We start from the raw sequence: 25,245 nt of genomic DNA, 5'->3' as shown, positions 1-25,245 counted from the left end.
CCTGAACGAATTAATTTGGATAAAAAGCGCCCTCCGGGCGCTTTTTTTATTCCTGGCATTAGCCAAACGCATTCAAAATGCAAATCGGGTTTTTCTATTTAATTGCGAATTATCTAAGATGAATCCGATGATAAATGCCTTTTTTTCCTTAGATTTTTGCCCGAAAAGGGCTGATTCGATGCTTCTTTGAGCGAACGATCAAAAATAGGTGTATTCCCATCAAAAAAATATTCTCAACCCAAAAAACTTTGTGTAATACTTGTAACGCTACATGGAGATTAACTCAATCTAGAGGGTATTAATAATGAATCGTACTAAACTGGTACTGGGCGCGGTAATCCTGGGTTCTACTCTGCTGGCTGGTTGCTCCAGCAACGCTAAAATCGATCAGCTGTCTTCTGACGTTCAGACTCTGAACGCTAAAGTTGACCAGCTGAGCAACGACGTGAACGCAATGCGTTCCGACGTTCAGGCTGCTAAAGACGACGCAGCTCGCGCTAACCAGCGTCTGGACAACCAGGCTACTAAATACCGTAAGTAATAGTACCTGTTAATAAAATGGCGCACATTGTGCGCCATTTTTTTTGCCTGAGTCAAACGGCTACTGCGTCACCTTCTCCACTTCATCTTCCGCTACCGCAGCAGACACCCGGCTGTTCTGCACCGACAATACGCTATTGCTGGCTGAAGGACCGCTCCCTGACGACACGATAACCGGGATGCCCGCACGACGTGCCAGGGCTTTCTCAATCAGCGCCTTATCGCTTCCCGCCTGAGAAACAAAAGTCGCAAAGTCCGCGGAATGGGCAATTGGCGAGACCTGCGGATTTTCCCCCTCAACCTGCGCCAGCGGACGGTGGACCTCAATATAGCGTTTACCGTCCGGCTCCACGGAGAACTTCACGGGTTCATTAATAATCTGTACCCGCGTGCCAACCCGCACCTGTTCGAACAGCGCTTTGATATCCGGGGCGTTCATCCGCATACAACCGGAGCTGACCCGCAGGCCCACGCTGTCCGGCGCGCTGGTGCCGTGGATGAGATATTCCCCGTTGCCCACGCCTAAACGCAGTGCAAAGCGCCCCAGCGGGTTGTTTGGCCCGGCAGGTACCACCGGAGGCAATTTAATGCCCTGCTCCAGAGAGCGTGCTCTGATGCCCGGCGTGGGTGTCCAGGTGGGATTCGGGATCTTCTGGCTCACCCGCGTGGTCGTCACCGGCGTTTCCAGCCCCAGCTGTCCGATGCCGAGCGGGAAGACCTGAACAATGTTTTCTCCCGGCGGGAAGTAGTAGAGCCGAAGCTCTGCGAGATTCACCACAATCCCCTCGCGCGGCGTGTCCGGCAACAGCATTTGCGACGGAATGGTAATGACGGTTCCCGGCGCAGGGTTTACCGGCGCAATGGTATTGTTGGTTTCCAGTATCACCTGCGCCGCGGTATTAAACCGGCGGGCGATGGTCTGCAGCTTATTATCCCCTTCCTGTATCGTGTAGGTTTGATTTTGCCCAATCAGGCGACTGCCTGCGGGCGGCAACGGATAGTCCATCGCGCGGGCCGAATTAAGTGCGCCGAGCGAACTGAGGAGTAATAGAGTTATGAGAGACGCGCGCTTCATGCTGAGATTCCTTATTCACTGGCAGGACGCCAGAAAGCTGAAAAACCAGCGAGGCGGGAACCACCTCGCGAAACAGAATGAATGCTGTTCTGTAAGTCTAGCTAAGGATTGAAGCTTTGGCGCGGATGGCGCGAATCATCGCTTCCAGTCCCTGAGAACGGGACGGGGTGAGGTGTTGGGTTAAGGCCATTTTTTCAAACCACGGGCGGACATCGAACGCGACAATATCCTGCGCCGACATCTGCTGATAAAGGCTAAAGACGACCGCAATAAGCCCTTTTACAATGGCGGCATCGCTGTCGCCGCGCAATTCTATCGTGCCGTCGTCAGACTGCTCCATCACAATCCACACCTGGCTCTGACAGCCCTGAATACTGTTTTCCGGGCTGTGCGCCTCTTCACCGAGCGGCGGCAGACGCTGCCCCAGCTCGATGATATAAAGGTACTTCTCTTCCCAGTTTGCGCAACGCCCAAAGTTGCGCAGCAATTTGTCTCTGTCCGGCAGTTCTGCCATCGTTTGCCTCTCCGTTAGCCCAGCAGCTGGTGAATGCGCTTAAGCCCCGCCACCAGCCTGTCGACCTCTTCCGTCGTGTTGTACATCACCAGCGACGCGCGGCACATTGCCGGCACCTGGTAAAACGCCATCAGCGGCATGGCGCAGTGGTGCCCGGTGCGGACAGCCACGCCGTAGTTATCAAGGAAACTGCCCACGTCATAGGCGTGGTGTTTCCCGAGATTGAACGCGATCACCCCTTGCCGGTCGACAGGCCCGTAGAGGGTCAAATCCGGCACGCTGGCAAGCTCCGCAAGCGCATAGTGCATCAGCAGCCGTTCATACTCCTGAATGGCATCAAGACCGATGGCAGAGACGTAAGAGACCGCCGCCCCCAGACCGATAATCCCACCGGTGTTGGGCGTGCCCGCTTCAAAACGCCACGGCGCGCGCGCGTAGGTCGTGCCTTCCGTCAGGCTGACGGTGGCGATCATCGACCCGCCCCCTTCCCACGGCGGCATCGCCTGCAGAATGTCTTCTTTTACATACAGCACGCCTATCCCGGTCGGCCCATAGAGCTTGTGGCCTGAAAAGACGTAGAAATCACAGTCCAGCGCCTGAACGTCAACCGCGTGGTGCATCACCGCCTGGGCGCCGTCAATCAGGACTTTTGCGCCCACCTGACGGGCTTTTTCGACAATCGCTGCCACCGGGTTTTCAGTCCCCAGCACGTTGGAGACCTGGGTAACCGCCACCAGCCGCGTGCGGTCATCCAGCAAGACGTCAAGCTGCTCAAGCTGAAGCGTCCCGTCAGCATTTAATGGGATCACCCGCAGCTGGGCGCCCACGCGCTCGCAGAGCATCTGCCACGGCACGATATTGGCGTGGTGCTCCATCTGGGTGATGATGATGTTATCCCCCGCGTGGACCTGTGCGTTGCCCCAGCTGTTAGCGACAAGGTTGATCCCTTCGGTGGTTCCGCGCACGAAGACCAGCTCTTCCGGCGAACGTGCATTGAGGAAGGCGGCAAGCTGCGTCCGCACGTTTTCCATCCGCTGGGTCGCCTCGGCGCTCAGGGTATGAATACCGCGATGCACGGCGGCATAGCCGTGGCGATAAAACTCGGCTTCGGCATCCACCACCTGATTCGGCTTCTGCGCGCTGGCCGCGCTGTCCAGATAGGCCAGAGGAAGACCGTTCACTTCACGGGTCAGAACCGGGAAATCTGCCCGTACTTTCTCGACGGGAAAACTCATGCTTCGCCTCCAGGCAGACGCTGACCGATACGCGCCAGCACCTGCTGTTTTAACTGACCATCGTGCAGCGCTTCCGTCAGTTCGGCGGCAAACGCATAGATAATCATTTTCTGCGCCGCCTGCTGGTCGATACCGCGGGAACGCAGGTAGAACATCTGTTCGTCGTCGATTCGCCCGACCGTCGCACCGTGGCTGCACTTCACGTCGTCGGCGTAGATCTCCAGCTGCGGTTTGGTGTCCACCTCCGCCAGGCGCCCTAACAGCAGATTGTTGTTGGTCATCTGCCCGTCGGTTTTAATGGCGTGCTGCGCCACGTTAATCAGGCCGTTAAACACCGCGCGACCTCTGTCACTCACGATGGTTTTATGTAGCTGGCGGCTGTTGCAGTAGCCCTTGTTGTGCTCCAGCCAGGTGCGCGTGTCGCACACCTCTGATTTAACCGGCATCGCCAGGCTGTTGATGCGCAGCGTGGTGTTCTCACCGTTAAGCTGCGTGCTGGTATTGTGACGCAGCACAGACCCGCCGAGCAGGAAGCTATGGCTGTACGCTGCGGCATCCTGACCCAGCACAATGTCGTTATGGGCAAAGTGGTGGCTCTGCGCATTCTCAAACGCCAGCTTGACGTGGTGAAGCTGGGCATTGGCCGTCACATTCATCGTCAAACGCGAGCCGGTAAAATGGCGCGTCTCGTTGAGGCTGACGTAATGTTCAATCACCGTGGCCTCAGCCCCCTCCGCCAGCTCAAGATGATGGCGATAGTGCGCGGTGTTGATTTCGTCGCCGCCCAGCCCCTGGGTGATGTGCATCAGCAGCAGCGGCTTTGCCGGACGCTGGTTACGCTTCACGCCGATATGCGTCACACTGCGGGCCAGGCTCTCGGTCAGGTGCAGGAAAACCTCAGGCTGAACCGGGGCGCTCAGTGGCTGGCGATCGTCGTTTATCTCAATCTCAAATCCGCTCCCCTGAAGGGCGTCGCTCAGCTCCGGACGGAACTGACCGTCGACAAACACCAGGCGCAGGGCATCGACACGCAAGGCCAGCGCGTCGCGCTGTGCTGGGGTGAGATCCGCCAGACGAGTCACAAACTCGGCGTTTAGCAGGCCATCGAGCGGAGTATATTTCCAGTTCTCATGCTTACGCGTCGGCAGACCAAGACGCAGCATCTGCTGCAGATGCTGCTGCGCCTGCGCCGAGCGCGTGCCGCCCTGGGCTTCAAACAGCCGGTGCCACTGCTGGAGCGCATTACTGCTGTTCGGTAAGCCAGCCATAACCCTGCTCCTCCAGTTGTTTAACCAGCGTGAAATCTCCGGATTTCACAATACGCCCCTGGTAAAGCACATGGACGTAATCCGGCTTGATGTAGTCCAGAATGCGCTGGTAGTGGGTGACGATAATGAATGAACGCTTGCCGTCGCGCAGGGAGTTAACTCCGTCAGCGACAATCTTCAGGGCGTCGATATCCAGACCGGAGTCGGTCTCATCCAGAATGCACAGCTCGGGCTCCAGAACGGCCATCTGCAGAATGTCATTACGCTTTTTCTCGCCGCCGGAAAAACCGACGTTCACCGAGCGGGTGAGCAAATCTTCCGGCATTTTCAGCAGCTTGATTTTCTCTTCCATTAAATCCTGGAAGTCGAAGCGATCGAGCGCCTCCAGGCCGCGATACTTGCGCACCGCATTCAGCGCCGTCTGCAGGAAGAACTGGTTGCTGACGCCCGGAATTTCGACCGGGTACTGGAAGGCCATGAAGATGCCCTCTCCCGCGCGATCTTCCGGTGACATTTCCAGCAGATCTTTGCCGTTGAACTCGACCGAGCCATGGGTTACCTCATAATCTTCGCGGCCCGCCAGCGTCGCGGAAAGCGTACTTTTCCCGGAACCATTCGGCCCCATGATGGCGTGAACTTCACCCGGCTTGACGTCAAAATTGAGGCCACGCAGGATGGCTTTGTCTTCTACGCTGACCTGTAAATCTTTAATGCTTAACATGTGCTTTCCTTAACCGACGCTGTGTTCAAGACTAATGGCGAGGAGTTTCTGGGCTTCAACGGCAAATTCCAGCGGCAGTTCAGAGAACACATCCTTACAGAAGCCGTTAACGATCATCGAGATGGCGTCTTCTTCGCTGATCCCGCGCTGCAGGCAGTAGAAGAGCTGATCTTCCCCAATGCGTGACGTCGTCGCCTCGTGCTCAAGCTGGGCCGTATTGTTACGGCACTCAACGTACGGGAAGGTGTGCGCCCCGCAGTCTGCGCCGATCAGCATCGAATCACACTGGGTAAAGTTTCGCGCATTGGTGGCCGTCGGCATGATTTTCACCAGCCCGCGATAGCTGTTCTGGCTGTGCCCGGCAGAGATCCCTTTCGAGATGATGGTCGACCTGGTGTTTTTACCAATGTGGATCATCTTGGTGCCGGTATCGGCCTGCTGGTGGCCGCTGGTCAGCGCCACGGAGTAAAACTCACCGATGGAGTTATCCCCGCGCAGAATGCAGCTCGGGTATTTCCAGGTGATGGCCGAGCCGGTTTCAGACTGGGTCCACGACATCTTGCTGTTTTCGCCTTCGCACAGCGCGCGCTTGGTGACGAAGTTCAGGATACCGCCGGTATTGCCGTCGCCCGGGAACCAGTTTTGCACCGTGGAGTATTTCACCTCGGCATCTTTATGGATGATGACCTCCACCACCGCCGCGTGCAGCTGGTAGCTGTCGCGAACCGGGGCGGAGCACCCTTCGATATAGCTGACGTAGCTGCCTTCATCCGCGACCAGAATCGTGCGTTCGAACTGGCCGGTTTTTTCGGCATTGATGCGGAAATAGGTGGAAAGCTCCATCGGACAGCGCACGCCTTTCGGTACATAGATAAAGGTGCCGTCCGAGGCCACCGCCGCGTTAAGAGCCGCAAAGAAGTTATCGTTTGAAGGCACCACGGTCCCAATGTACTTTTTCACCAGTTCCGGATGATCGTGAATCGCTTCGCCAAAGGAGCAGAAAATGATCCCCTGCTCTGCCAGCTTCTCGCGGTAGGTGGTTGCCACCGAGACGGAGTCGAAAATGGCGTCCACCGCCACCTCTTTCCCCTCACGCACGGGCACGCCCAGCTGGTTAAAGGCTTCTTCAACCTCTTTGCTGAGGAAGCTGTTTTCCGCGCCGGTTTGCTGCACCGCGCCGGGCTGTGAGGCGCAGGTGTCGTCGCAGCTACCGCATGAGGGCGCGGAGTAGTAGCTATAGTCCTGATAGTTCAGCTTGTCATAATGCGCTTTCAGCCAGTGCGGCTCTTCCATCTCCAGCCAGGCGCGGAATGCGCTCAGACGAAACTCCAGCATCCACTCGGGCTCGTTACGTTTCGCCGAGATCGCCCGCACGACATCTTCGTTAATGCCTTTCGCCAGCTCATCTGTCTGGAGCTGGGTGAAGAACCCCTCTTTATAGTTGAGGTGCCCACCGCTCCAGGTATTTACATCACTCGTTGCTTCAGTATTACGAGACATAGTACCGCCTATACCCCAAAGCTTTCGCCACAGCCGCATTCGTTCTGGGCTTTCGGGTTATGAAATTTGAATAACTGGTTTAAGCCTTCGCGGACGTAGTCCACTTCGGTGCCGTCAATAAACGGCATGGCCTGCAGCGCGACGTACAGCTTCGCGCCGTCAGTCTCGAACACCAGGTCATCTTTCTCGGGTTCGGTGACGGTGTCGAGCACGTAGCCGAAACCTGCGCAGCCGGTCTGTTTGACGCCTAAACGCACGCCGAGGATCTCGGGCTTTTTCGCCACCAGCTCGTGAATATGTGCCGCCGCCGCTGGCGTGAGCGTTAAGCCGCGCCAGGCGAAATCGGCAGGATTAAAGGTTTCTGAATGCAGTTCCATAGGTCCACCTCATCTGATAAGCCATCAGGGCATAACACCATGTTAGTGATAACGATTATCACTTCAACCCTCTGTCAGCAGGGGCATTCGGCTAAAGCGCCCTTTTTACCTGGTTTTATTAAGCATAGACCCTGTGAGAGGATGCAGTCAGGATGGATGTATTTGTTCAATGCATTGATTAATAATGCATTTCGTCGCGGCATTCATAACGAAGAGAAGAAAAGTAAAATATGCATCGGAAATGCCTATTTTTGAGATAGATTTTGCACAGAAAATGACAAAAACAAAAAAGGCCCTTAAGGCCTCTTAATACTCAATGATGAAATGCGACAGCAAATCCCTGTTCACGCCAGTGGTCGAGCTGTTCCTGCTGGCGAGGCGTTGGGGATTTCCCCGTCCAGACGAAGATTTTTTGCCCGGGGAACAGTTCAGGACGCGGCGAATCGATGGGTTCCGCCAGGACGTCAATGTGCCAGCCCTTCTGCGCCAGGCGCGCGGCTTCCAGCCACAGGTGGGTGCGGTCATCGCATTCCCAGCCAATCAACAGTGCGTCTTTACCGGCTTTCTTGCGGGACTCCGCCAGGCTTGCAATCGCGAATTCAATCAGAACTCCGTCTAACAGGCTTGCCATGTGACGCACGGTATTTTGGTCCTGGTTCATGCGCTGACGGACGGGAGAAATAATATTGTCAATCAGCGCGTCTATCGCGTGATCGCGGCGGAACTCGCCAATTTTGGCACGCAGCTTTGCCGGGCTGGCGTAACGCAGAACGGTCATCATCTCTTCCTGGAATGAAACCCAGTTGCCCTGAGTCAATACTTCTTTGTTTTCCAGCAAGGCTTTGACTTTTCCGACCGAGACGCCGCTTTTCATCAGGCGTTTGATCTCTTCGATACGCAGGATATCTTCATCGTCAAACTGACGATGGCCCCCTTCGCTGCGCTGCGGCTTCAACAATCCATAACGGCGCTGCCAGGCACGCAGCGTAACGGGGTTGATACCGCATCGTTCGGCCACTTCGCCGATACTGTAATAGGCCATTAACTCCCTCACGCTCAGAACTTCCATACCTAACTGCACCAACCTTATCAGATTGTACACACTATTTGTATAACTAAGACCGCATTTTGAACCGGTGAACGGGGTTCTTTTCCATCCACCTGTTAATACATTGTTGTATAAAATTTGCCGTTCGTACAGTTAACTCTGCCGGATTGTGTACAGCTTTATCAGAATTCGAACTTTTTCTCCGGCCACGCAATCGCGGGAATACCGCCGTGTCGCGGGCTGGCAAAAAGATGCCCCTGGAACTGGGATATTCCCGCTGACTCCAGCCACATCCACTCTTCAGCCTTCTCTACCCCCACCGCGCAGAACTGGATCTCAAGCGAGGCACAGCATTTGATAATCGCCTGGATAATGGCCTGTCGGGGACCACTTTTGTGCACGTTTGCGACCAGATCGCGATTAATCTTAATTCTGTCCGGCTGAAACTGAGCCAGCAGCTGCAACCCGGCAAATCCGGCACCAAAATGATCGATCGTCACGCTGATGCCCGCGCTTTTTAACTGCCTGACCGAATCCGTGAATTCATCAAATCGGGAAATGGCTTCGCTCTCGGTAAACTCCACCACAATTTGCTCGGGTACAAACCCATTTGCTTCAATGGCGGTGAGCAGGAAATCAACGGCGTTGGGAATATTGACCAGCGTCATCGGCAGCAGGTTAAGGGATAACGTCTGGTCCTGTAGCCCCAGCGCGCTGGCCATGGAGAGCGCAACCTGCTTGCTTTGTAAATCCGAGGCATACACGTCGTCACGCGGCAGACTGGCGAAGTAAACTCCCGGCGCGCCGCCGTCAGGCGTGCGGAGAAGCGCCTCCCAGGAGACGACCTGCTGCATAAACGGATCGACTATCGGCTGGAACGCGAAGCTGCAATCCGCCCCTTTCGCAACCACCTCGGGCTGCGCTGACAGACGCGTCTCTTCGCGCACAAATTCCCAGGAATCCGCAGGGGGCAGTTCAAAATAGTTCGCTTTTTCCGTGGCCTCGACAAAGGTGCGGAAAAACTGCAGCGGGCGGTCGTTGTACGTCAGCTGATAGCGCGTCGTCCCCCTGTTGAGCACCTCTTGCAGCACCTCGTCCCTGTCGAAGTGGCGCAAATCAAAAAGCTCCATGCCCACGTTGCCAAAACGACGGACAGGTCCGTGATCGCGCATCAGCTCCACTACGTTGTGGTGGCGAGGGTCGTTGCAAATCTGCTCATAGATGGCAGAAACGTGTTCCACTGGCCCTTCAAGCAGCTGAAAAAAATGTGTGCCATTAAACAGCAGGATCCCCGTGATATTGGATTGCTGGTTTTTACTATTTGCAGCAGCAACCATGACTTCCAGGGCTTTCACTGGTACGTCCTCGCAGATATGACTGCGGTAAATGATGGTGGTGAGCATGCGATTCCTGGGGTTAGGGGTTTGGCCACAAAAGAGGTGGATAAGGTTCATTTATAGCACATTAATTGCCTGACAAATAATTTACATCTCAACCGTTTACGGCAATTTAAGAAACGTTTTTCCTGGCTGTACAACTTAACAGCCCTCGACCATTTTGTACAATATATCCTGTAATATTACCTCTCCACCACACAAATACAACTAACTGAATATAAAGAACTTTATAAAATATATCGAAGAAATATTAAAAATCTGTACATTTTTAATGTACAGATTTGGAAATTATGTATACCTTAAATGTAACGTTACTGATTACAAAATTTTACAGGAGCGAAACATGCAGCAGAAAGGTTACGTCGCAGATTCCGCAGCAGCAATCGCACAGTACTTCGAAAAAGCCGTGCTTCCTACCCAGCAGGAGACGCTGGGCCAGGTGGTTGTTGAAATTCTCAGCGACGGGCGAAATCTGAATCGCAAATCGCTTTGTACAAAATTGCTCAGCCGCCTCGAAAAGGCCGATGGCCCGGAAGAGGAAGAGCATTACCACAAGCTGCTTGGTCTGCTCTTCGAACGGTAAGGATATGAAGAGCAGTAACGCAGACAAACTGATCGACACGCTTATCGGTGAAGCCGTTCTCTCTCTTTTGAAAGAGCGGGGACCGGTAACAACCGAAGGATTGCTTCAGCGTCTGCGGATCATGAAAGAACATGAAAAGGATCCCCGGCGGCGGGAGACACTTGCGGTGGTGATTGCCGAGATCGGCTCAAACAGCATCGCCTTTACACGTCGCAGAACCGCGCAAGGACGAACGAAAAGAGAGGGACCTCTCAACGATAACCGGGACAATGTTGTGCCGTTGTTTGGAAGTGGAAAACCGTCCGATCCAAAGAAAATACATTGACTGCAATTAACAGCTACGGTGAGAACAAATGAGACAAAATATTCAGCTTCAACCCGAATATCATTCTGCGTTTTTAGACAGTGCGCTGTCGGAATACTTCCGTCACGCAGGCGATCGTTTTGCTGAAGAGTCCGCTGTTTTTTCTACTGCAGTACGCTGTGTTCTGGCCTCCGAGGGGCATCTGTCTAATAAGGCGATCATCCTCTGGCTCATTCAGACGCTGGAAGCCACTCACGACGTGGTTCAGGCGGATGTGATTCGCAAGACGCTGGAAATCGTGGTGGGTTACACGATGGACGATCTCTAAGTTCCAGCTCGCTGCGCCTCCTGACGTGTCATCGTCAAAACTGACGAACAGCTTGACGATGACACGTGCCCTCCCCGCATAACTCCCTGTAATACACGCAAAGACAACCTGGCACGCTTCCTGCTTACCTCCGCATACGGGACTGGGTTTTCCAGTCAACTTTGCTTCATTTCTTAACAGGTCTGTTATTGATGAAAAAGATCGCCAGCGTCTGCCCCTACTGCGGTGCAGGCTGTAAATTAAACCTTGTCGTTGAAAATAACCGTATCATCCGTGCCGAAGCCGCAGAAGGCATCACAAACCAGGGTACCCTGTGTCTGAAAGGCTTTTACGGCTGGGACTTCCTCAACGATACCCGTCTGCTCACCCCGCGCCTGACCCAGCCGATGATCCGCTACCATAAAGGCGAGGCATTCACTCCCGTTACCTGGCAAGAGGCTATCCGCTACACCGCGCACAAACTCAGCAGCATTAAAGCGCAGCACGGGCCGCGGTCGATCATGACCACCGGATCCTCTCGCGGAACCGGCAATGAAACAAACTATGTGATGCAAAAATTTGCCCGCGCGGTGCTGAACACCAACAACGTGGACTGCTGTGCGCGCGTCTGTCACGGCCCTTCCGTGGCCGGTTTACAGGAGACGCTCGGCAACGGCGCGATGAGCAACTCAATCAACGATATTGAAAACTCAAAATGCCTGCTGGTGTTTGGCTATAACTGCGCGGACTCCCACCCCATCGTCGCCCGGCGCGTGCTGAAAGCGCGTGAAAACGGCGCAAAAATTATCGTCTGCGATCCGCGGCGCATTGAAACGGCGCGCATTGCCGACCAGCATCTGCAGCTGAAAAACGGCAGCAACATGGCGCTGGTAAACGCCTTTGGCTACGTGCTGCTGGAAGAGGAGCTCTACGACAAAAGCTACGTGGCGCGCTTTACCGAGGGGCTTGAGGCCTATCGCCAGACGGTGAAAGACTATGCGCCAGAGACGGTTGAGCATCTTACCGGCATTCCCGCCCGCGACGTTCGCCAGGCGATGCGCACCTTCGCGGCGGCCCCTTCCGCCACCGTGATGTGGGGGATGGGCGTGACCCAGTTTGGTCAGGCCGTGGATGTGGTCAAAGGGCTTTCCAGCCTGGCGCTGCTGACCGGCAACCTGGGTCGACCCGCCGTCGGCGTCGGGCCGGTGCGCGGACAAAACAACGTTCAGGGCGCCTGCGATATGGGCGTTCTGCCGAATATGTTCCCGGGCTATCAGGATGTGACCGATCCGGCGGTCAGGCAGAAGTTCGCCGATGCCTGGGGGATTGACGTCAACAAAATGGACGATCGGGTCGGGACGCGCATTACCGAGGTGCCCCATCTGGCGCTGGAAGGCAAGGTTAAGGCCTACTACATCATGGGGGAGGATCCGCTTCAGACCGAAGCCGATCTCGGCCTGGTGCGCAGCGGTTTTGAGGCGCTCGACTTTGTTGTGGTTCAGGACATCTTTATGACCAAAACGGCAGAGGTGGCGGACGTTCTGCTCCCGGCCACATCCTGGGGTGAGCACGGCGGCGTCTTTACCTGTGCCGATCGCGGCTTCCAGCGTTTTGGCAAAGCCATCGAGGCCAGCGGCAACGTGAAGCGCGACTGGGAAATCATCAGCCTGCTCGCCACCGAGATGGGCTACCCGATGCATTATGACTCCAACCAGCAGATCTGGGATGAGATGCGCGAGCTGTGCCCGCTTTTCTACGGCGTGACGTATGAAAAAATGGGCGAGATGGGCCACGTGCAGTGGCCGTGCCCGACGCTGGATCACCCCGGCACGCCGTACCTGTACAAAGACAATCAGTTCGACACCCCGAGCGGTAAAGGGCAACTCTTTGCCGCACCGTGGCGCGCGCCGGCTGAAACCCCGGATGCAGATTTCCCGCTGGTGCTGTGTACGGTACGCGAGGTGGGACATTATTCCTGTCGCTCCATGACCGGGAACTGCGCCGCGCTGCAAAGCCTGGCCGACGAGCCGGGCCGGGTGCAAATGAACCCTGCCGATGCAGAAAAGCTGGGCATTACTGACGGGCAGCTGGTCTGGGTACGTTCACGCCGCGGCAAAGTGATTACCCGCGCCAGCATCAGCGAGCGTATCAACGCCGGGGCCGTTTACATGACCTATCAGTGGTGGATTGGCGCCTGCAACGAGCTGACCCAGGATAACCTCGATCCCATCTCCAAAACGCCGGAAACGAAGTACTGCGCGGTGCAGCTGGAGGCGATAGAGGATCAGCGTTGGGCGGAGGACTATGCAGCGTCTGCATATCAGTCCATGAAGTCGCGGCTGATCAACGCCGTCAATGTCTGAGGAAAATATCGGGTGGCGTCACCGCCGCCCGATACTGAATTTCAGACACAAAAAAGGCCGCACTCGCGGCCCTTTTATTCTCATGTGCTCAATGGACGTGAACGCCCAACCGCCAGGCAAAGTAGATCTCTTCTTTCAGTTCATTCGAAGAGAGCGCCAGCAAATCTGTAAATTCCAGCTCAAGCTGTTTCAGCTTTTTCAGGTACTGCGCCGGAGACAGGTTGCTCTTATCGCGACGTAAATATTCAATTGCCAGCTGTGTTGGGGTTATTTCAGTATCCATGATGTCCTCGCTTATGTACAAAACCTGACCAGTATATCACAACGGGCTGGCTAGTTTTTGACCAAAGGCAAAACATCTGAAAACTTTACACAACCGCCGTGGTCAGCCGCGATGAGCAGCACAGGCGATCCTGCTCATCGAGAATATCGATCTGCCACACCTGATGGCGGCTTCCGGCGTGCAGCGCGCGGCATACACCGCGCACGCGCCCGCTGCGCACCGAGCGAATGTGGTTAGCATTCACCTCGAGTCCGACAACCTTCTGCTCCCCTTCGGTACAGAGATACCCCGCCACCGAGCCCAGCGTTTCGGCCAGCACGACGGAGGCCCCGCCGTGCAATAAACCAAACGGTTGGTGGGTGCGACTATCGACCGGCATGGTGGCCTCAATCTCATCGTCGCCAATGCGGATGAACTGGATATCCAGCAGCCCCACCATATTCCCCTCGCCCATGGCGTTCAGCGCCTGCAGCGTGACGGCACGTTTCCAGATCATCCAATTATCTCCAGTAAAGCCTGCAATGGGTGACGCACACCGTTACCTTCTACCCGTTTTACCTGGCTGCGGCAGGAGTAGCCCGTCGCCAGACAGCGGTTTCTCGGCAAACGCTGCATCGCCTGATGCCAGGACAGCTCATAGATGCCGAGCGAGTTGGCGTGGTTTTTCACTTCGTGTCCGTAGGTTCCGGCCATCCCGCAGCAGCCTACGTTGACGCTCTCCAGCTTCGCACCGAAGCGGGCAAAAACGGACGCCCACTGCGCGGGGGCACCCGGCAGCGCGGTGACTTCCGTGCAGTGTCCGAACAGATACCATGGTTCCCCGCTGACATCCTGTACCGCCTTATCTTCCAGCGCCACCGGCAGCCACTCGTGCACCAGCATTACGTTGAAATCACCGCGCTTGTCGCCGAGCGTCTGCCTGTATTCATCGCGATAGCAAAGCACCAGCGCCGGATCGACGCCGACCATTGGTATCCCGAGTTGCGCAACGCGGTTTAAGAAGTCAGCCGTTTTCTGCGCGGTCTTTGCAAAGCGCGTCAGGAAGCCCTTGATGTGCTGCGCCTTGCCGTTGGGTGAGAACGGCAGAACCACCGGCTGATACCCTAGCTTTTCCGACAGGCGGATGAAATCCGCGACCACCTGCGCATCGTAGTAGCTGGTAAACGGATCCTGCACCACCAGCACCACCTTCGCTTTTTGCTCCGGAGCGAGCGCCTCCAGCTGTTCGAGGGTCATGTTCGCCGAACGGTGGCCGACAAGCTGGCGCTGCAGAGACGGCACCGACAGCAGCGGCAGATCGATCATACCGATATGTTTTTCGGAGAGCTTGCGCACCAGCGGCTGGTTGATAAAGAAGTTAAAGGTCTTTGGCGCACGCGCCATCAGCGGCGCGTAGCTTTCCACCGTCGCCACCAGATGGTCGCGCACCGGGCGGAGGTATCGGGTGTGGTAAAGCTGCAGGAAACGCGAGCGGAATTCCGGCACGTCGATTTTAATCGGGCACTGGGTGGAGCAGGCTTTACAGGCCAGACAGCCGGACATCGCCTCTTTCACCTCATGGGAGAAATCATACTCGCCCTTGTTGGCATGCCAGCTGTTGCGGGTGCGCTCAATCAGCGAGCGCAGGCTGGCCCGTTTTTCCGGGAGCTGCTGCTCCAGCCTGAGCGGATCAACCCCGCGATCGGCCAGCAGACGCAGCCACTCGCGCACCAGCGTCGCCCGCCCTTTCGGCGAGTGGATACGGTTGCTGGTGATTTTCATCGACGGGCACATCGGGCTTTTCACATCAAAGTTAAAGCACAGGCCGTTGCCGTTGCACTCCATCGCGCCGCGCCAGGACGAGCGCACCGCAATCGGGATCTGTCTGTCGTACGTGCCGCGCTTGACGGCATCCACCTGCAGCATTGGCGCGTCCACGCCTTCAGGAGGGCAGATTTTGCCCGGGTTGAGGCGGTTATGCGGGTCAAACGCCGCTTTCACCTTGCGCAGCTCCGCGTAGAGCTGTTCGCCGAAGAATGCCGGGCTGTATTCCGCGCGGAACCCTTTCCCGTGCTCCCCCCAGAGCAGGCCGCCGTATTTGGCGGTTAAGGCCACCACATCGTCGGAGATCTGCTTCATCAGGATCTCCTGCTGCGGATCGCACATATCCAGCGCCGGACGCACGTGCAGTACCCCGGCATCGACGTGGCCGAACATGCCGTAGCTTAGGCCGTGGCTGTCCAGCAGGGCGCGAAACTCGACGATATAATCCGCCAGATGCTCAGGCGGCACGCAGGTATCTTCGGCAAAAGGAATCGGCTTCGCCGCCCCTTTCGCATTGCCGAGCAGCCCCACGGCTTTTTTACGCATCGCATAGATACGCTCAATCCCGGCCAGATCGTTACAGAGCTGCCAGCCGATCACGCCGCCTTCGCCCTGCGCAATCAGCTCATCCAGCCGCTGGCAGAGCGTGGTGACCTGGCTCTCAATCAGCGCCGCGTCGTCGCCGGCGAACTCCACGATATTGAGGCCGAGCATCTCTTTATCCGGCACGTCGGTAATGAGATCGCTGACGGAGTGCCAGACAATATCCTCCCGGGCCAGGTTGAGCACTTTGGAGTCGACCGTTTCCACCGAGAGCGCTTTAGCTTGCACCATAAACGGCGCATTGCGCAGCGCAGAGTCGAAGGAGTCATATTTGACGTTCACCAGCCGACGCACCTTCGGCAAGCGGGTGATATCCAGCCGCGCCTCGGTGATAAACGCCAGCGTCCCTTCGGAACCGGTCAACACGCGGGTTAAATCGAACTGGGTCAGGTCGTCGTTAAAGACGTGACGCAGGTCGTACCCGGTCAGGAAGCGGTTCAGTTTGGGGAACTTATCGAGAATAAGCTGGCGGTTGTCGCGGCAGCGCTCCAGCACGGTACGATAGATGCGTCCGCTGGCGGTGTTATCTTTGCCCAGCGTTTCCGCCAGTTCGACCGGCATCGGCTGCGTATCGAGAATATCGCCGCCCAGAAGAACGGCACGCACGCCCAGCACGTGATCGGAGGTTTTGCCGTAGACCAGCGAGCCCTGACCGGAGGCATCCGTGTTGATCATCCCGCCGAGGGTCGCGCGGTTACTGGTGGAAAGCTCCGGGGCAAAAAAGTAGCCGTAAGGCTTGAGGTACTGGTTAAGCTGATCTTTGATAACGCCCGCTTCGACCCGCACCCACCCCTCTTCCGGGTTGATCTCAATGATGCGGTTCATATAGCGCGACATATCAACAATGATGCCCTGGTTCAGCGCCTGACCGTTGGTCCCGGTGCCGCCGCCGCGCGGCGTAAAGACCAGAGAGGCAAAGCGCTCCTGCGTTGCCAGCCGGGCGATAAGCGCCACGTCGGCCGTGGAACGAGGGAAAACCACGGCATCGGGAAGAAGCTGGTAAATACTGTTATCGGTCGCCATCGTCAGCCTGTCGGCATAGTTCGTGGCGGTATCACCTGTAAAACCCTGTTGCTCCAGTGCTTGCAAAAAATTAAGCACCAGCTGAACGACGCCAGGTGCCTGAGAAATCTGTGGGATCATGACTGTCGACCCTAATTAGAGTTGTATGAAATCGTTTGCGTGTATCTTAAAAGTTTTATCACATTTTTTTCTTATAATCTCTGCTGAATTACAGGCAGAATTCGCCTGTTAAAAACCGCTGAGATCATTAATGATTAAAGAGACGCGGTTTTCCGTTCCCGCCAGTCGTACTGGCGTTCTTTTAAGGAAAGTTTCATTTATGGTCAATCTTCGCCAGCCCAGGGATGTTGCGCAAATTTTGCTGTCGGTGCTGTTTCTGGCCCTCATGATTATTGCGTGTCTGTGGATTGTTCAACCCTTTATTCTCGGCTTTGCGTGGGCTGCGACCGTTGTCGTTGCCACGTGGCCTTTGCTGCTGCGCTTGCAGAAGCTGCTGTTTGGCCGCCGCGGGCTCGCCGTGCTGGTCATGACGCTCCTGCTGTTCTTGCTGTTTATTATTCCGATCGCCCTACTGGTGAATAGCCTGGTGGATTCCAGTGGCCCGGTTATTCGCGCCATTAGCAGCGGTGACCTGACGCTGCCGGATCTCGCCTGGCTGAACAGCATTCCGGTGGTGGGCGCCAAGCTCTACAGCGGCTGGCATAGCCTGCTGGAGATGGGCGGCAGCGCGCTAATGGCAAAAGTCCGCCCGTATATTGGCACCACTACCACCTGGTTTGTGGGTCAGGCGGCGCATATCGGCCGCTTTATGATGCACTGTACCCTGATGCTGCTCTTCAGCGCCCTGCTCTACTGGCGCGGCGAGCAGGTGGCTTTAGGCGTTCGTCACTTTGCCACCCGCCTGGCGGGCAAACGCGGTGACGCCGCGGTACTGCTGGCCGCACAGGCCGTGCGCGCGGTTGCGCTGGGGGTGGTGGTCACCGCGCTGGTGCAGGCGGTGCTGGGCGGGATCGGTCTTGCGATTTCCGGCGTACCGTACGCCACCGTATTCACCGTTGTCATGCTGATGACCTGTCTTGCGCAACTGGGACCGCTGCTGGTGCTGGTCCCTAGTATTATCTGGCTCTACTGGACGGGTGATACCACGTTGGGAACGGTGCTGCTGGTCTGGAGCTGCGTGGTCGGCACCATGGATAACGTCATTCGTCCGATCCTCATCCGCATGGGTGCAGACCTGCCGCTGATCCTGATCCTCTCCGGAGTCATTGGCGGACTGATTGCCTTTGGCATGATCGGCCTGTTTATTGGCCCGGTGCTGCTCGCCGTCACATGGCGTCTGTTCTCCGCCTGGGTGCATGAAATTCCGCCGCCGGGAACCGACCCGGACGTGATCCTGAGCGAACTGGAAGAGCTGGAAGAGAAAAACACGCATTAAGTTTTATGCCAGGTGGCGCTAACGCGCACCCGGCCTACATTCCCCCTCACAATACTTTAACGCTGCTAAAGTATTTATTCGTTGCACACTGGTCAGACCCGCTATTCATGCACTCATTCTGCTCTTAACCTCAAGAAATCTTTACGTCTCTTTAACTATTGAGACGAATCCGATCGACGCTCAAAGATGACATGCCTACTATTAGCACACGGTTATAAATCAACACCTTGATTTATAAGCATGGAAATCCCCTGAGTGAAACAACGAATTGCTGTGTGTAGTCTTTGCCCATCTCCCACGATGGGCTTTTTTTTATCCTGACTACGCGCGCTTAATCTCACAGGCACTGAGCATCCGCCACTCCGCTGGCAGCACCCGCGTTTCCCCGGACACATTGACCGTCACCGCCTCGCGGATATCCGCCGACGATGCGCCAACCTGCAGTTCAAACTCGCCCGGCTCAACGATGCGCTTCCCGTCCCGGCGGGTAAAGTTGAACATCTCAACCGGTAGCGTAAAGCTGAGCGTGGCGGATTCGCCCGGCGAGAGCGTGACGCGCTGGAAGGCCTTCAGCTCCTGAAGCGGCCGTACCTGGGTGGCGACCTTATCCCTGACGTAAACCTGCACCACCTCGCTGCCGCTGCGTTCCCCGGTATTGGCGATATCTACACTCAGCGTCACCTCGCCGTCGATCGGCACGCTGCTTTCGGCGAGGCGGGCTGCGCCCCATCTAAAAGTCGTCCAGCCGAGGCCGAAGCCAAACGGATAACGTGAACCGAAGTGGAACGCAAACGGCGTGCCGCCGCTTTTGAGCTTGTGATTGTAGTAATACGGCATGGCCCCGGCGCTTTTCGGCACGCTCACCACCAGACGCCCCTGCGGCTCTGCGCGTCCCGTTAGCACGTCCGCAATCGCCCAGCCCCCTTCCTGCCCCGGCGCCCACGCCACCAGCAGCGCCGCGACCTTATCCTCCAGCCCCTGAAGGTTGTACGGGCGCCCGCCGGTCATCACGACGATCACCGGTTTGCCCGTCGCCACCAGCGCTTCCAGCAGCTGTTGCTGCACGCCAGGGAGGTTCAGGGAATCGGTATCGGAACCTTCCCCCACGGTGCCGCTCTGGAACAGCCCGGCAAGATCGCCCACGCAGGCCACCACCACGTCACTCTCCTGGGCGGCGTTCACGGCCTCGGGGATCAGGGCGGTACTTTGCGAGACCGGCGACTGCTGCATCGGTTTGCCGCCGCTGTCGCCCGGGAAGACCGGCGCACCCGCCATCCGTTTCTCGATAATGTGACACCCTTTGGCATAGCGGACCTGCGACGCGCCGAGGTAGTGTTCCAGGGCCGCGCGCGGGGTCGTCACCTGCGAGGTCTCTTCAACCATATCGCTGATGATCAGATGCACCGGGAAGCTGTAGCCGCTGAGTAACGCCAGCGGATCGTCTGCCGTCGGCCCCACCACCGCCACGCGGGGCTTACCGCCGAGCGGTAAAATACCGTTATTTTCCAGCAGCGTGAGCGATTTCGTCGCCACCTCCCGCGCGACCTGGCGGGTCATGTCGTTTTGCAGATCGATACCGTTCTCATCCGCGTACGGCTTTTCAAACAGGCCCAGGCGGAATTTTTCCGTCAGCACGCGCGCCACGATCTCATCCACTTTCGCCATAGAGATCAGCCCGCGCTCAACGGCGTCTGCCAGATGCCGCGCACAGTCGTCTTTCGGCAGCTCAACGTCCAGCCCCGCGTTGAACGCCAGCGCGGCGGATTCCGCCGCATCGTGGGAAATCCCGTGATGCTGGTGCAGCAGGCTGATGCCGCCGTAGTCCGCGACAATAATCCCGTCGAATCCCCACTGTTCGCGCAGGACGGTAGTCAGCAGGAAGCTGTCGCTGTGCCCCGGCTGATTGTCGATATCGTGATAGGCGGGCATCACCGACCCGGCATTGGCCAGCTTCACCGCCATTTCAAACGGCAGCAGGAAGGTGTCATTCAGCTCGCTGAACCCCAGGTGTACCGGCGCGTGGTTGCGCGCCCCTTCGCTGAACGAGTGGCCCACGTAGTGCTTGAGCGTCGCCAGCAGGTCGCGATTATCGCCCTGCAATCCTTTCACCCAGGCGGTCGCCATCACCCCCACCAGCCAGGGATCTTCCCCGAAGGTCTCTTCGGTTCGCCCCCAGCGCACGTCGCGGGAAACGTCCAGCACCGGCGCCAGCCCCTGCTGACAGCCGACGGATCGCGCCTCTTTCCCGATCTGCTCCGCCGCGCGCTGTACCAGTTCAGGATCCCAGGTCGAACCGTAGTTCAGCGACGACGGGAACAGCGTGGCGTCTTTACACAGCAGCCCCACCAGGCACTCTTCATGGAACAAGGCCGGAATGCCGAGACGCGTCTCTTCCATCATCATCCGCTGCAGGCGGTTCGCGGCGCGCACGCCGGTTTTCGCGTCAACGATGTGGGTACCGAGCGGACGGGTGATCTGCCCGACGCCCAGCTTTAGCCGTTCACTCAGCGCTGCCTGCTCGCTCACGCCCGCGAATTCATCGCTGAGGTCGCTGCGCTCGCGGTGGTTGCCGTTTTCATCGAGGATCAGCCAGTACGCATGCATCTGGGCGAACTTCTCTTCCGGGGTCATACGCGCCAGTAAATCGGCGACGCGCTCGTGCACGGGACGTCCCGCGTCCTTATAGATAGCTGTCATGTTTTACTCCTGTAGTGCGGAAGGGGTTGCCGGGCTGAGCTGCCCCGCTTCGGGTCTGACCTCACGTTTGCTGGCCAGCTCACGGGCGATGGAATCAACCAGCCGGCTGTTGAGCTTGTAGATGGCAAGCAGCGCGACCATGCAGAGGAACAGCGCGCAAGGGATAAGGGTGAACAGCGCGTTGATGGTCGAGAGAACGCCTGGCGCCTGGGTTGCCTGGCCCGGGGCGTAATCCACCATGCCAAGCACCCAGCCGACGACCGCCCCGCCCAGCGCCAGGCCAAACTTGATGGCAAACAGCGCGGTGGAGAAAACCAGCCCGTCCAGACGACGGCCGCTCCGGTGCTCTTCGTAGTCGACCACATCGGAGAACATGGTCCACTGCAGCGGCGTGGTAAGGTTTTGAATAAAGCTAAAGACGATGTTAAGGCCAAAGATTAGCCACACCTGTGAAGGAGGCAGGAAGAAAATCAGCGCGCCGAAGATAACGAAGGAGATAATCGTCCACTGGTAGGCGCGCACGCGGTCAAATTTCCCCAGCAGTCGTTCAGATAATAATGCGCCGCTTAAGGAGGCCACCATGCCGGAAACAATAAAGGCAAAAACCAGATCCGGACGCAGCAGCACATAGTTCACGTAATACATGGTGGCGGAACCGCGCGTCACCACCGCCGTTAACAGCAAAATATTAAACAGGAACACAATACGCCACTGGCTGTTCCCGGCCAGCAGTTTTAAATCGGTGAGCATGGAGCCGGAGGTATCATTGCGCGGAGAATAACGCTCTCGGGTCATCAGGAAACAGCAGAAAAACAGAACGATTCCCAGCAGGCCCATCAGACTCATGGCATAGAAATAGCCTTTCTGCACGTTGCCCTGGCCTAACAATGAGACCAGCGGCAGGGCAATAACCGTCACAATCAACCCGCCGATAAACGACAGGCCAAAACGCCACGACTGCAGAGAATGACGCTCGCGCGGGTCCAGCGTCAGCGCGCCGGGCATGGCGCAGTAAGGCACGTTAATCGCGGAGTAAATCAGGCTTAAAATTGCGTAGGTCACGCAGGCATAGACGATTTTTGCCGTTGGACCAACGTCCGGCACATAGAAGGTGATCAGGCAGCTCACGCCAAACGGGATCGCAAACCACAGCAGCCAGGGACGGAAACGTCCGTGACGCGTCTGTGTGCGGTCAACCAGCGCGCCAATGCACGGGTCGACAAACGCATCGACCACGCGCACCACTAAAAACATGGTGCCCATAATCGCGGCGGGAAGCCCAAAAACGTCCGTATAGAAATAAGCGAGAAATAACGTTGCCGTTTGCCAGACCAGCGCGCTGGCCATATCACCTAAGCCATAACCTATTTTATCTTTGGTACGCAATACAGAGGAAAGTGTCATTGTTATTTGCCTTTTTATCAGGTTAAAACGTATTTCAACCAGTTGCGCATCACCTGAAGGGAAATGCGCAGTAAGGCTCAAGTATTAGCAACGCGTTGCGCGCTAACAATTGTCTAAATTAACAGGCAAATTATGATATTTAGTTTTTTACTTTATTTGTGATGGGGAGCATATTCGGGCGGAAATAAAAAAGGCGAGGAATAATATCCTCGCCTTTTCGGGTCAGCGTGGCGTTACTTGTTCAGTTCCGCCAGGCTCAGCCAGGTTTGCACCACGGTATCCGGGTTCAGGGACAGGCTATCGATCCCCTCTTCCATCAGCCAGGCGGCAAAGTCTTCATGGTCGGATGGACCCTGACCGCAAATCCCGACGTATTTACCCTGCTTCTTCGCCGCGCGGATGGACATAGAAAGCAGCGCTTTCACCGCCTCGTTGCGCTCGTCGAACAGCTCGGAGACCACGCCGGAGTCACGGTCCAGCCCCAGGGTCAGCTGCGTCATGTCGTTCGAGCCGATAGAGAAGCCGTCGAAATGTTCCAGGAACTGCTCGGCCAGCAGGGCGTTGGACGGGATTTCGCACATCATGATGATCTTCAGCCCGTTCTCGCCGCGCTTCAGCCCCTGACGCGCCAGCTCGTCAACAACGGCTTTCGCCTGATCGACGGTACGCACAAACGGGATCATGATTTCGACGTTGGTCAGCCCCATGTCGTTGCGCACGCGCTTCACCGCCTCGCACTCCAGCGCGAAGCAGTCGCGGAAGCTGTCGGACACGTAGCGTCCGGCCCCGCGGAAGCCCAGCATCGGGTTCTCTTCTTCCGGCTCGTAGCGCTCGCCGCCGACCAGGTTGGCGTATTCGTTAGACTTAAAGTCAGACAGACGCACAATCACGCGTTTCGGATAGAAAGCGGCGCCGAGCGTCGCGATCCCTTCGGTCAGACGACCGACGTAGAACTCTTTCGGGGAATCGTAGCCTTTCATCATCTCGCGGATTTCGTTCTGCAGCTTCGGATCCTGGTCGTCAAACTCCAGCAGCGCACGCGGGTGAACGCCGATCATACGGTTGATGATAAATTCCAGGCGCGCCAGGCCTACGCCTTCGTTCGGCAGGCAGGCGAAGTCGAACGCGCGGTCCGGGTTGCCGACGTTCATCATGATCTTCAGCGGCAGGTCAGGCATGGTATCCACGCTGGAGCTCTTCACGCTGAAGTCGAGGATATCGGCATACACGTAGCCGGTATCGCCTTCGGCACAGGATACGGTCACGTTCTGGCCGTCCTTCATGCGCTCGGTGGCATCACCGCAGCCGACAACCGCAGGAATACCCAGCTCGCGGGCAATGATCGCCGCGTGGCAGGTACGACCGCCGCGGTTGGTAACGATAGCCGCCGCTTTCTTCATGATCGGTTCCCAGTCCGGGTCGGTCATGTCGGTCACCAGCACGTCGCCGGGCTCAATGCGGTTCATCTCGCTGATGTCGTGGATCACTTTCACCGGACCAGCACCGATGCGGTGACCGATAGCACGGCCTTCCGCCACGATTTTGCCCTGGGCGTGCAGCGTATAACGCTCCATCACCTGACCGCGAGAGCGGACGGTTTCCGGACGCGCCTGCACGATAAACAGCTTGCCGGTGTTCCCGTCTTTCGCCCATTCGATATCCATCGGACGGCCGTAGTGTTTTTCAATCTGCACCGCCTGCTTCGCCAGCTCCTGCACTTCAGCGTCGGTCAGGGAGAAGCGGTCGCGCTGCTCCTGCGGTACGTCTTCAATTTTAACCTGCTTGCCATGCTCCTGGGTCGGGGCATAGATCATGCGGATTTTTTTCGAGCCCATGGTGCGGCGCACCACCGCCGGACGGCCAGCGGCCAGCGTAGGCTTGTGAACGTAGAATTCGTCAGGGTTTACCGCACCCTGCACGACCATCTCACCCAGACCCCACGCGGAGGTGATAAACACCACCTGGTCGAAGCCGGATTCGGTATCAATGGAGAACATCACGCCGGATGAGCCCACGTCCGAGCGCACCATGCGCTGCACGCCAGCGGAAAGCGCCACGCCGCGATGGTCGTAGCCCTGGTGCACGCGATAGGAGATGGCACGGTCGTTGAACAGGGAAGCAAACACGTGCTTCACCGCCACCAGCACCGCATCGTAACCCTGGACGTTCAGGAAGGTTTCCTGCTGTCCGGCAAACGAGGCGTCCGGCATATCTTCCGCGGTCGCAGAGGAACGTACGGCAAAGGAGGCCTGCGCATCGTCAGCGGAGAGCTGGTTGTACGCGTCGTGAATGGCTTTTTCCAGTTCCGGCTGGAAAGGTGTGTCGATGATCCACTGGCGGATCTGCGCCCCGGCTTTGGCAAGCTCGGTGACGTCATCAATATCCGTTTTATCCAGCAGGTCGTAAATGCGCTGGTTAACACCGCTCTGGTCTAAAAACAGGTTAAAGGCATCGGCGGTGGTGGCAAACCCGTTCGGTACGGAGACACCCATACCCGAGAGGTTTGTAATCATTTCACCCAGGGAGGCATTTTTGCCCCCAACTCTGTCTACATCATTCATGCCGAGTTGGTTATACCAAAGCACCAGCGGTGACGAGCCATTGTTGGACATCGAAACAATCCTTTTGTGATATTTGATCGGAGTAAGTAACACCTGACTACGTTTTTATACTGGCATATTTATTTCCGCTAAAAAAACGGTGAATCGTGTAAGCAATTTAAAATTTCAACTTTTCGGATACTTTCCCATCAACGATTAACCCGA

21 protein-coding genes and 1 other RNA gene are annotated in these 25,245 nt (G+C 56.8%); 7 read left to right on the top strand and 15 right to left on the bottom strand.

Going from position 1 to position 25,245, the window contains the following annotated elements:
- The first annotated feature begins 304 nt into the window (after window positions 1-304).
- Window positions 305-541, top strand: coding sequence for a murein lipoprotein Lpp (gene lpp / locus ACW9E7_RS07645; RefSeq protein ID WP_001082307.1), 237 nt, complete (start codon window positions 305-307; stop codon window positions 539-541).
- Between the two features lie 60 nt (window positions 542-601).
- On the opposite strand, the gene ldtE is transcribed toward lpp, so the two are convergent.
- From ldtE to ACW9E7_RS07600, 9 genes are all read right to left on the bottom strand, one after another.
- Complete coding sequence (ldtE, locus tag ACW9E7_RS07640; protein WP_248173622.1) at window positions 602-1,615, bottom strand: L,D-transpeptidase LdtE; 1,014 nt, start codon at window positions 1,613-1,615, stop codon at window positions 602-604.
- A 97-nt stretch (window positions 1,616-1,712) separates the two neighbouring features.
- Window positions 1,713-2,129: a cysteine desulfuration protein SufE gene (gene sufE, locus ACW9E7_RS07635; RefSeq protein WP_458727510.1), complete on the bottom strand. Its 417-nt coding sequence runs from the start codon at window positions 2,127-2,129 to the stop codon at window positions 1,713-1,715.
- A 14-nt stretch (window positions 2,130-2,143) separates the two neighbouring features.
- A complete protein-coding gene (gene sufS / locus ACW9E7_RS07630) occupies window positions 2,144-3,364 on the bottom strand; it encodes a cysteine desulfurase SufS (protein WP_458727509.1) in 1,221 nt (406 codons plus the stop codon).
- The gene (sufD, locus tag ACW9E7_RS07625) at window positions 3,361-4,632 is read right to left on the bottom strand and encodes a Fe-S cluster assembly protein SufD (protein WP_458727508.1); all 1,272 of its coding nucleotides are present in this window, start codon (window positions 4,630-4,632) and stop codon (window positions 3,361-3,363) included. Before sufD ends, sufS begins: the two co-directional genes overlap by 4 nt.
- Window positions 4,607-5,353, bottom strand: coding sequence for a Fe-S cluster assembly ATPase SufC (gene sufC, locus ACW9E7_RS07620; protein WP_014831592.1), 747 nt, complete (start codon window positions 5,351-5,353; stop codon window positions 4,607-4,609). The genes sufD and sufC overlap by 26 nt, the downstream gene beginning before the upstream one ends.
- 9 nt (window positions 5,354-5,362) lie before the next feature.
- Complete coding sequence (sufB, locus tag ACW9E7_RS07615; protein WP_023311328.1) at window positions 5,363-6,853, bottom strand: Fe-S cluster assembly protein SufB; 1,491 nt, start codon at window positions 6,851-6,853, stop codon at window positions 5,363-5,365.
- Between the two features lie 8 nt (window positions 6,854-6,861).
- Window positions 6,862-7,230 (bottom strand): Fe-S cluster assembly scaffold SufA, encoded by a 369-nt coding sequence (sufA, locus tag ACW9E7_RS07610; RefSeq protein ID WP_008500631.1) that lies wholly within the window; start codon window positions 7,228-7,230, stop codon window positions 6,862-6,864.
- Between the two features lie 313 nt (window positions 7,231-7,543).
- Complete coding sequence (locus ACW9E7_RS07605; RefSeq protein ID WP_023311326.1) at window positions 7,544-8,272, bottom strand: MerR family transcriptional regulator; 729 nt, start codon at window positions 8,270-8,272, stop codon at window positions 7,544-7,546.
- A 188-nt stretch (window positions 8,273-8,460) separates the two neighbouring features.
- Window positions 8,461-9,681 carry a diguanylate phosphodiesterase gene (locus ACW9E7_RS07600; RefSeq protein WP_023311325.1) on the bottom strand — a complete coding sequence of 407 codons (1,221 nt, stop codon included), beginning with the start codon at window positions 9,679-9,681 and terminating at the stop codon, window positions 8,461-8,463.
- 337 nt (window positions 9,682-10,018) lie between these two features.
- On the opposite strand from ACW9E7_RS07600, the gene ycgZ reads away from it, so the two are divergent.
- From ycgZ to fdhF, 4 genes are all read left to right on the top strand, one after another.
- Entirely contained in the window at window positions 10,019-10,258 is a 240-nt protein-coding gene (ycgZ, locus tag ACW9E7_RS07595) for a regulatory protein YcgZ (protein ID WP_023311324.1), read from the top strand.
- 4 nt (window positions 10,259-10,262) lie between these two features.
- The gene (locus ACW9E7_RS07590; RefSeq protein ID WP_045401446.1) at window positions 10,263-10,583 is read left to right on the top strand and encodes a hypothetical protein; all 321 of its coding nucleotides are present in this window, start codon (window positions 10,263-10,265) and stop codon (window positions 10,581-10,583) included.
- Between the two features lie 28 nt (window positions 10,584-10,611).
- Window positions 10,612-10,890 (top strand): biofilm/acid-resistance regulator YmgB/AriR, encoded by a 279-nt coding sequence (locus ACW9E7_RS07585; RefSeq protein WP_023311323.1) that lies wholly within the window; start codon window positions 10,612-10,614, stop codon window positions 10,888-10,890.
- Window positions 10,891-11,081: 191 nt separating this feature from the next.
- The gene (gene fdhF, locus ACW9E7_RS07580; protein ID WP_458727507.1) at window positions 11,082-13,232 is read left to right on the top strand and encodes a formate dehydrogenase subunit alpha; all 2,151 of its coding nucleotides are present in this window, start codon (window positions 11,082-11,084) and stop codon (window positions 13,230-13,232) included.
- Window positions 13,233-13,320: 88 nt separating this feature from the next.
- Here the strand turns inward: fdhF and ACW9E7_RS07575 are convergent, their stop codons facing one another.
- The 3 genes from ACW9E7_RS07575 to ydiJ all read right to left on the bottom strand — a co-directional run bounded on the left by ACW9E7_RS07575 (window position 13,321) and on the right by ydiJ (window position 17,064).
- Complete coding sequence (locus ACW9E7_RS07575; RefSeq protein ID WP_003857766.1) at window positions 13,321-13,515, bottom strand: YdiH family protein; 195 nt, start codon at window positions 13,513-13,515, stop codon at window positions 13,321-13,323.
- Between the two features lie 85 nt (window positions 13,516-13,600).
- Complete coding sequence (menI, locus tag ACW9E7_RS07570) at window positions 13,601-14,011, bottom strand: 1,4-dihydroxy-2-naphthoyl-CoA hydrolase (protein ID WP_023311321.1); 411 nt, start codon at window positions 14,009-14,011, stop codon at window positions 13,601-13,603.
- The gene (ydiJ, locus tag ACW9E7_RS07565; RefSeq protein WP_458727506.1) at window positions 14,008-17,064 is read right to left on the bottom strand and encodes a D-2-hydroxyglutarate dehydrogenase YdiJ; all 3,057 of its coding nucleotides are present in this window, start codon (window positions 17,062-17,064) and stop codon (window positions 14,008-14,010) included. The genes menI and ydiJ overlap by 4 nt, the downstream gene beginning before the upstream one ends.
- A 199-nt stretch (window positions 17,065-17,263) precedes the next feature.
- Here ydiJ and ydiK point away from each other — a divergent pair, with 199 nt between their 5' ends.
- Both ydiK and rprA read left to right on the top strand, forming a co-directional pair.
- Window positions 17,264-18,379, top strand: a complete 1,116-nt coding sequence (gene ydiK / locus ACW9E7_RS07560) for an AI-2E family transporter YdiK (protein ID WP_458727505.1) — start codon at window positions 17,264-17,266, stop codon at window positions 18,377-18,379.
- Window positions 18,380-18,587: 208 nt separating this feature from the next.
- Window positions 18,588-18,695: antisense sRNA RprA (rprA, locus tag ACW9E7_RS07555), an RNA gene on the top strand.
- 5 nt (window positions 18,696-18,700) lie between these two features.
- Here rprA and ACW9E7_RS07550 read toward each other — a convergent pair.
- From ACW9E7_RS07550 to ppsA, 3 genes are all read right to left on the bottom strand, one after another.
- Window positions 18,701-21,076 carry a glycoside hydrolase family 3 N-terminal domain-containing protein gene (locus ACW9E7_RS07550; RefSeq protein ID WP_458727504.1) on the bottom strand — a complete coding sequence of 792 codons (2,376 nt, stop codon included), beginning with the start codon at window positions 21,074-21,076 and terminating at the stop codon, window positions 18,701-18,703.
- Between the two features lie 3 nt (window positions 21,077-21,079).
- Window positions 21,080-22,480 (bottom strand): MFS transporter, encoded by a 1,401-nt coding sequence (locus ACW9E7_RS07545; protein ID WP_048977420.1) that lies wholly within the window; start codon window positions 22,478-22,480, stop codon window positions 21,080-21,082.
- 233 nt (window positions 22,481-22,713) lie between these two features.
- Window positions 22,714-25,092 (bottom strand): phosphoenolpyruvate synthase, encoded by a 2,379-nt coding sequence (gene ppsA / locus ACW9E7_RS07540; protein ID WP_023311316.1) that lies wholly within the window; start codon window positions 25,090-25,092, stop codon window positions 22,714-22,716.
- Between the last annotated feature and the right edge of the window lie 153 nt (window positions 25,093-25,245).

Source organism: Enterobacter sp. H2G27 (assembly GCF_054403075.1).
Note: the sequence above shows the minus strand (reverse complement) of the source record. Positions and strands in the feature narration are given on the sequence as shown.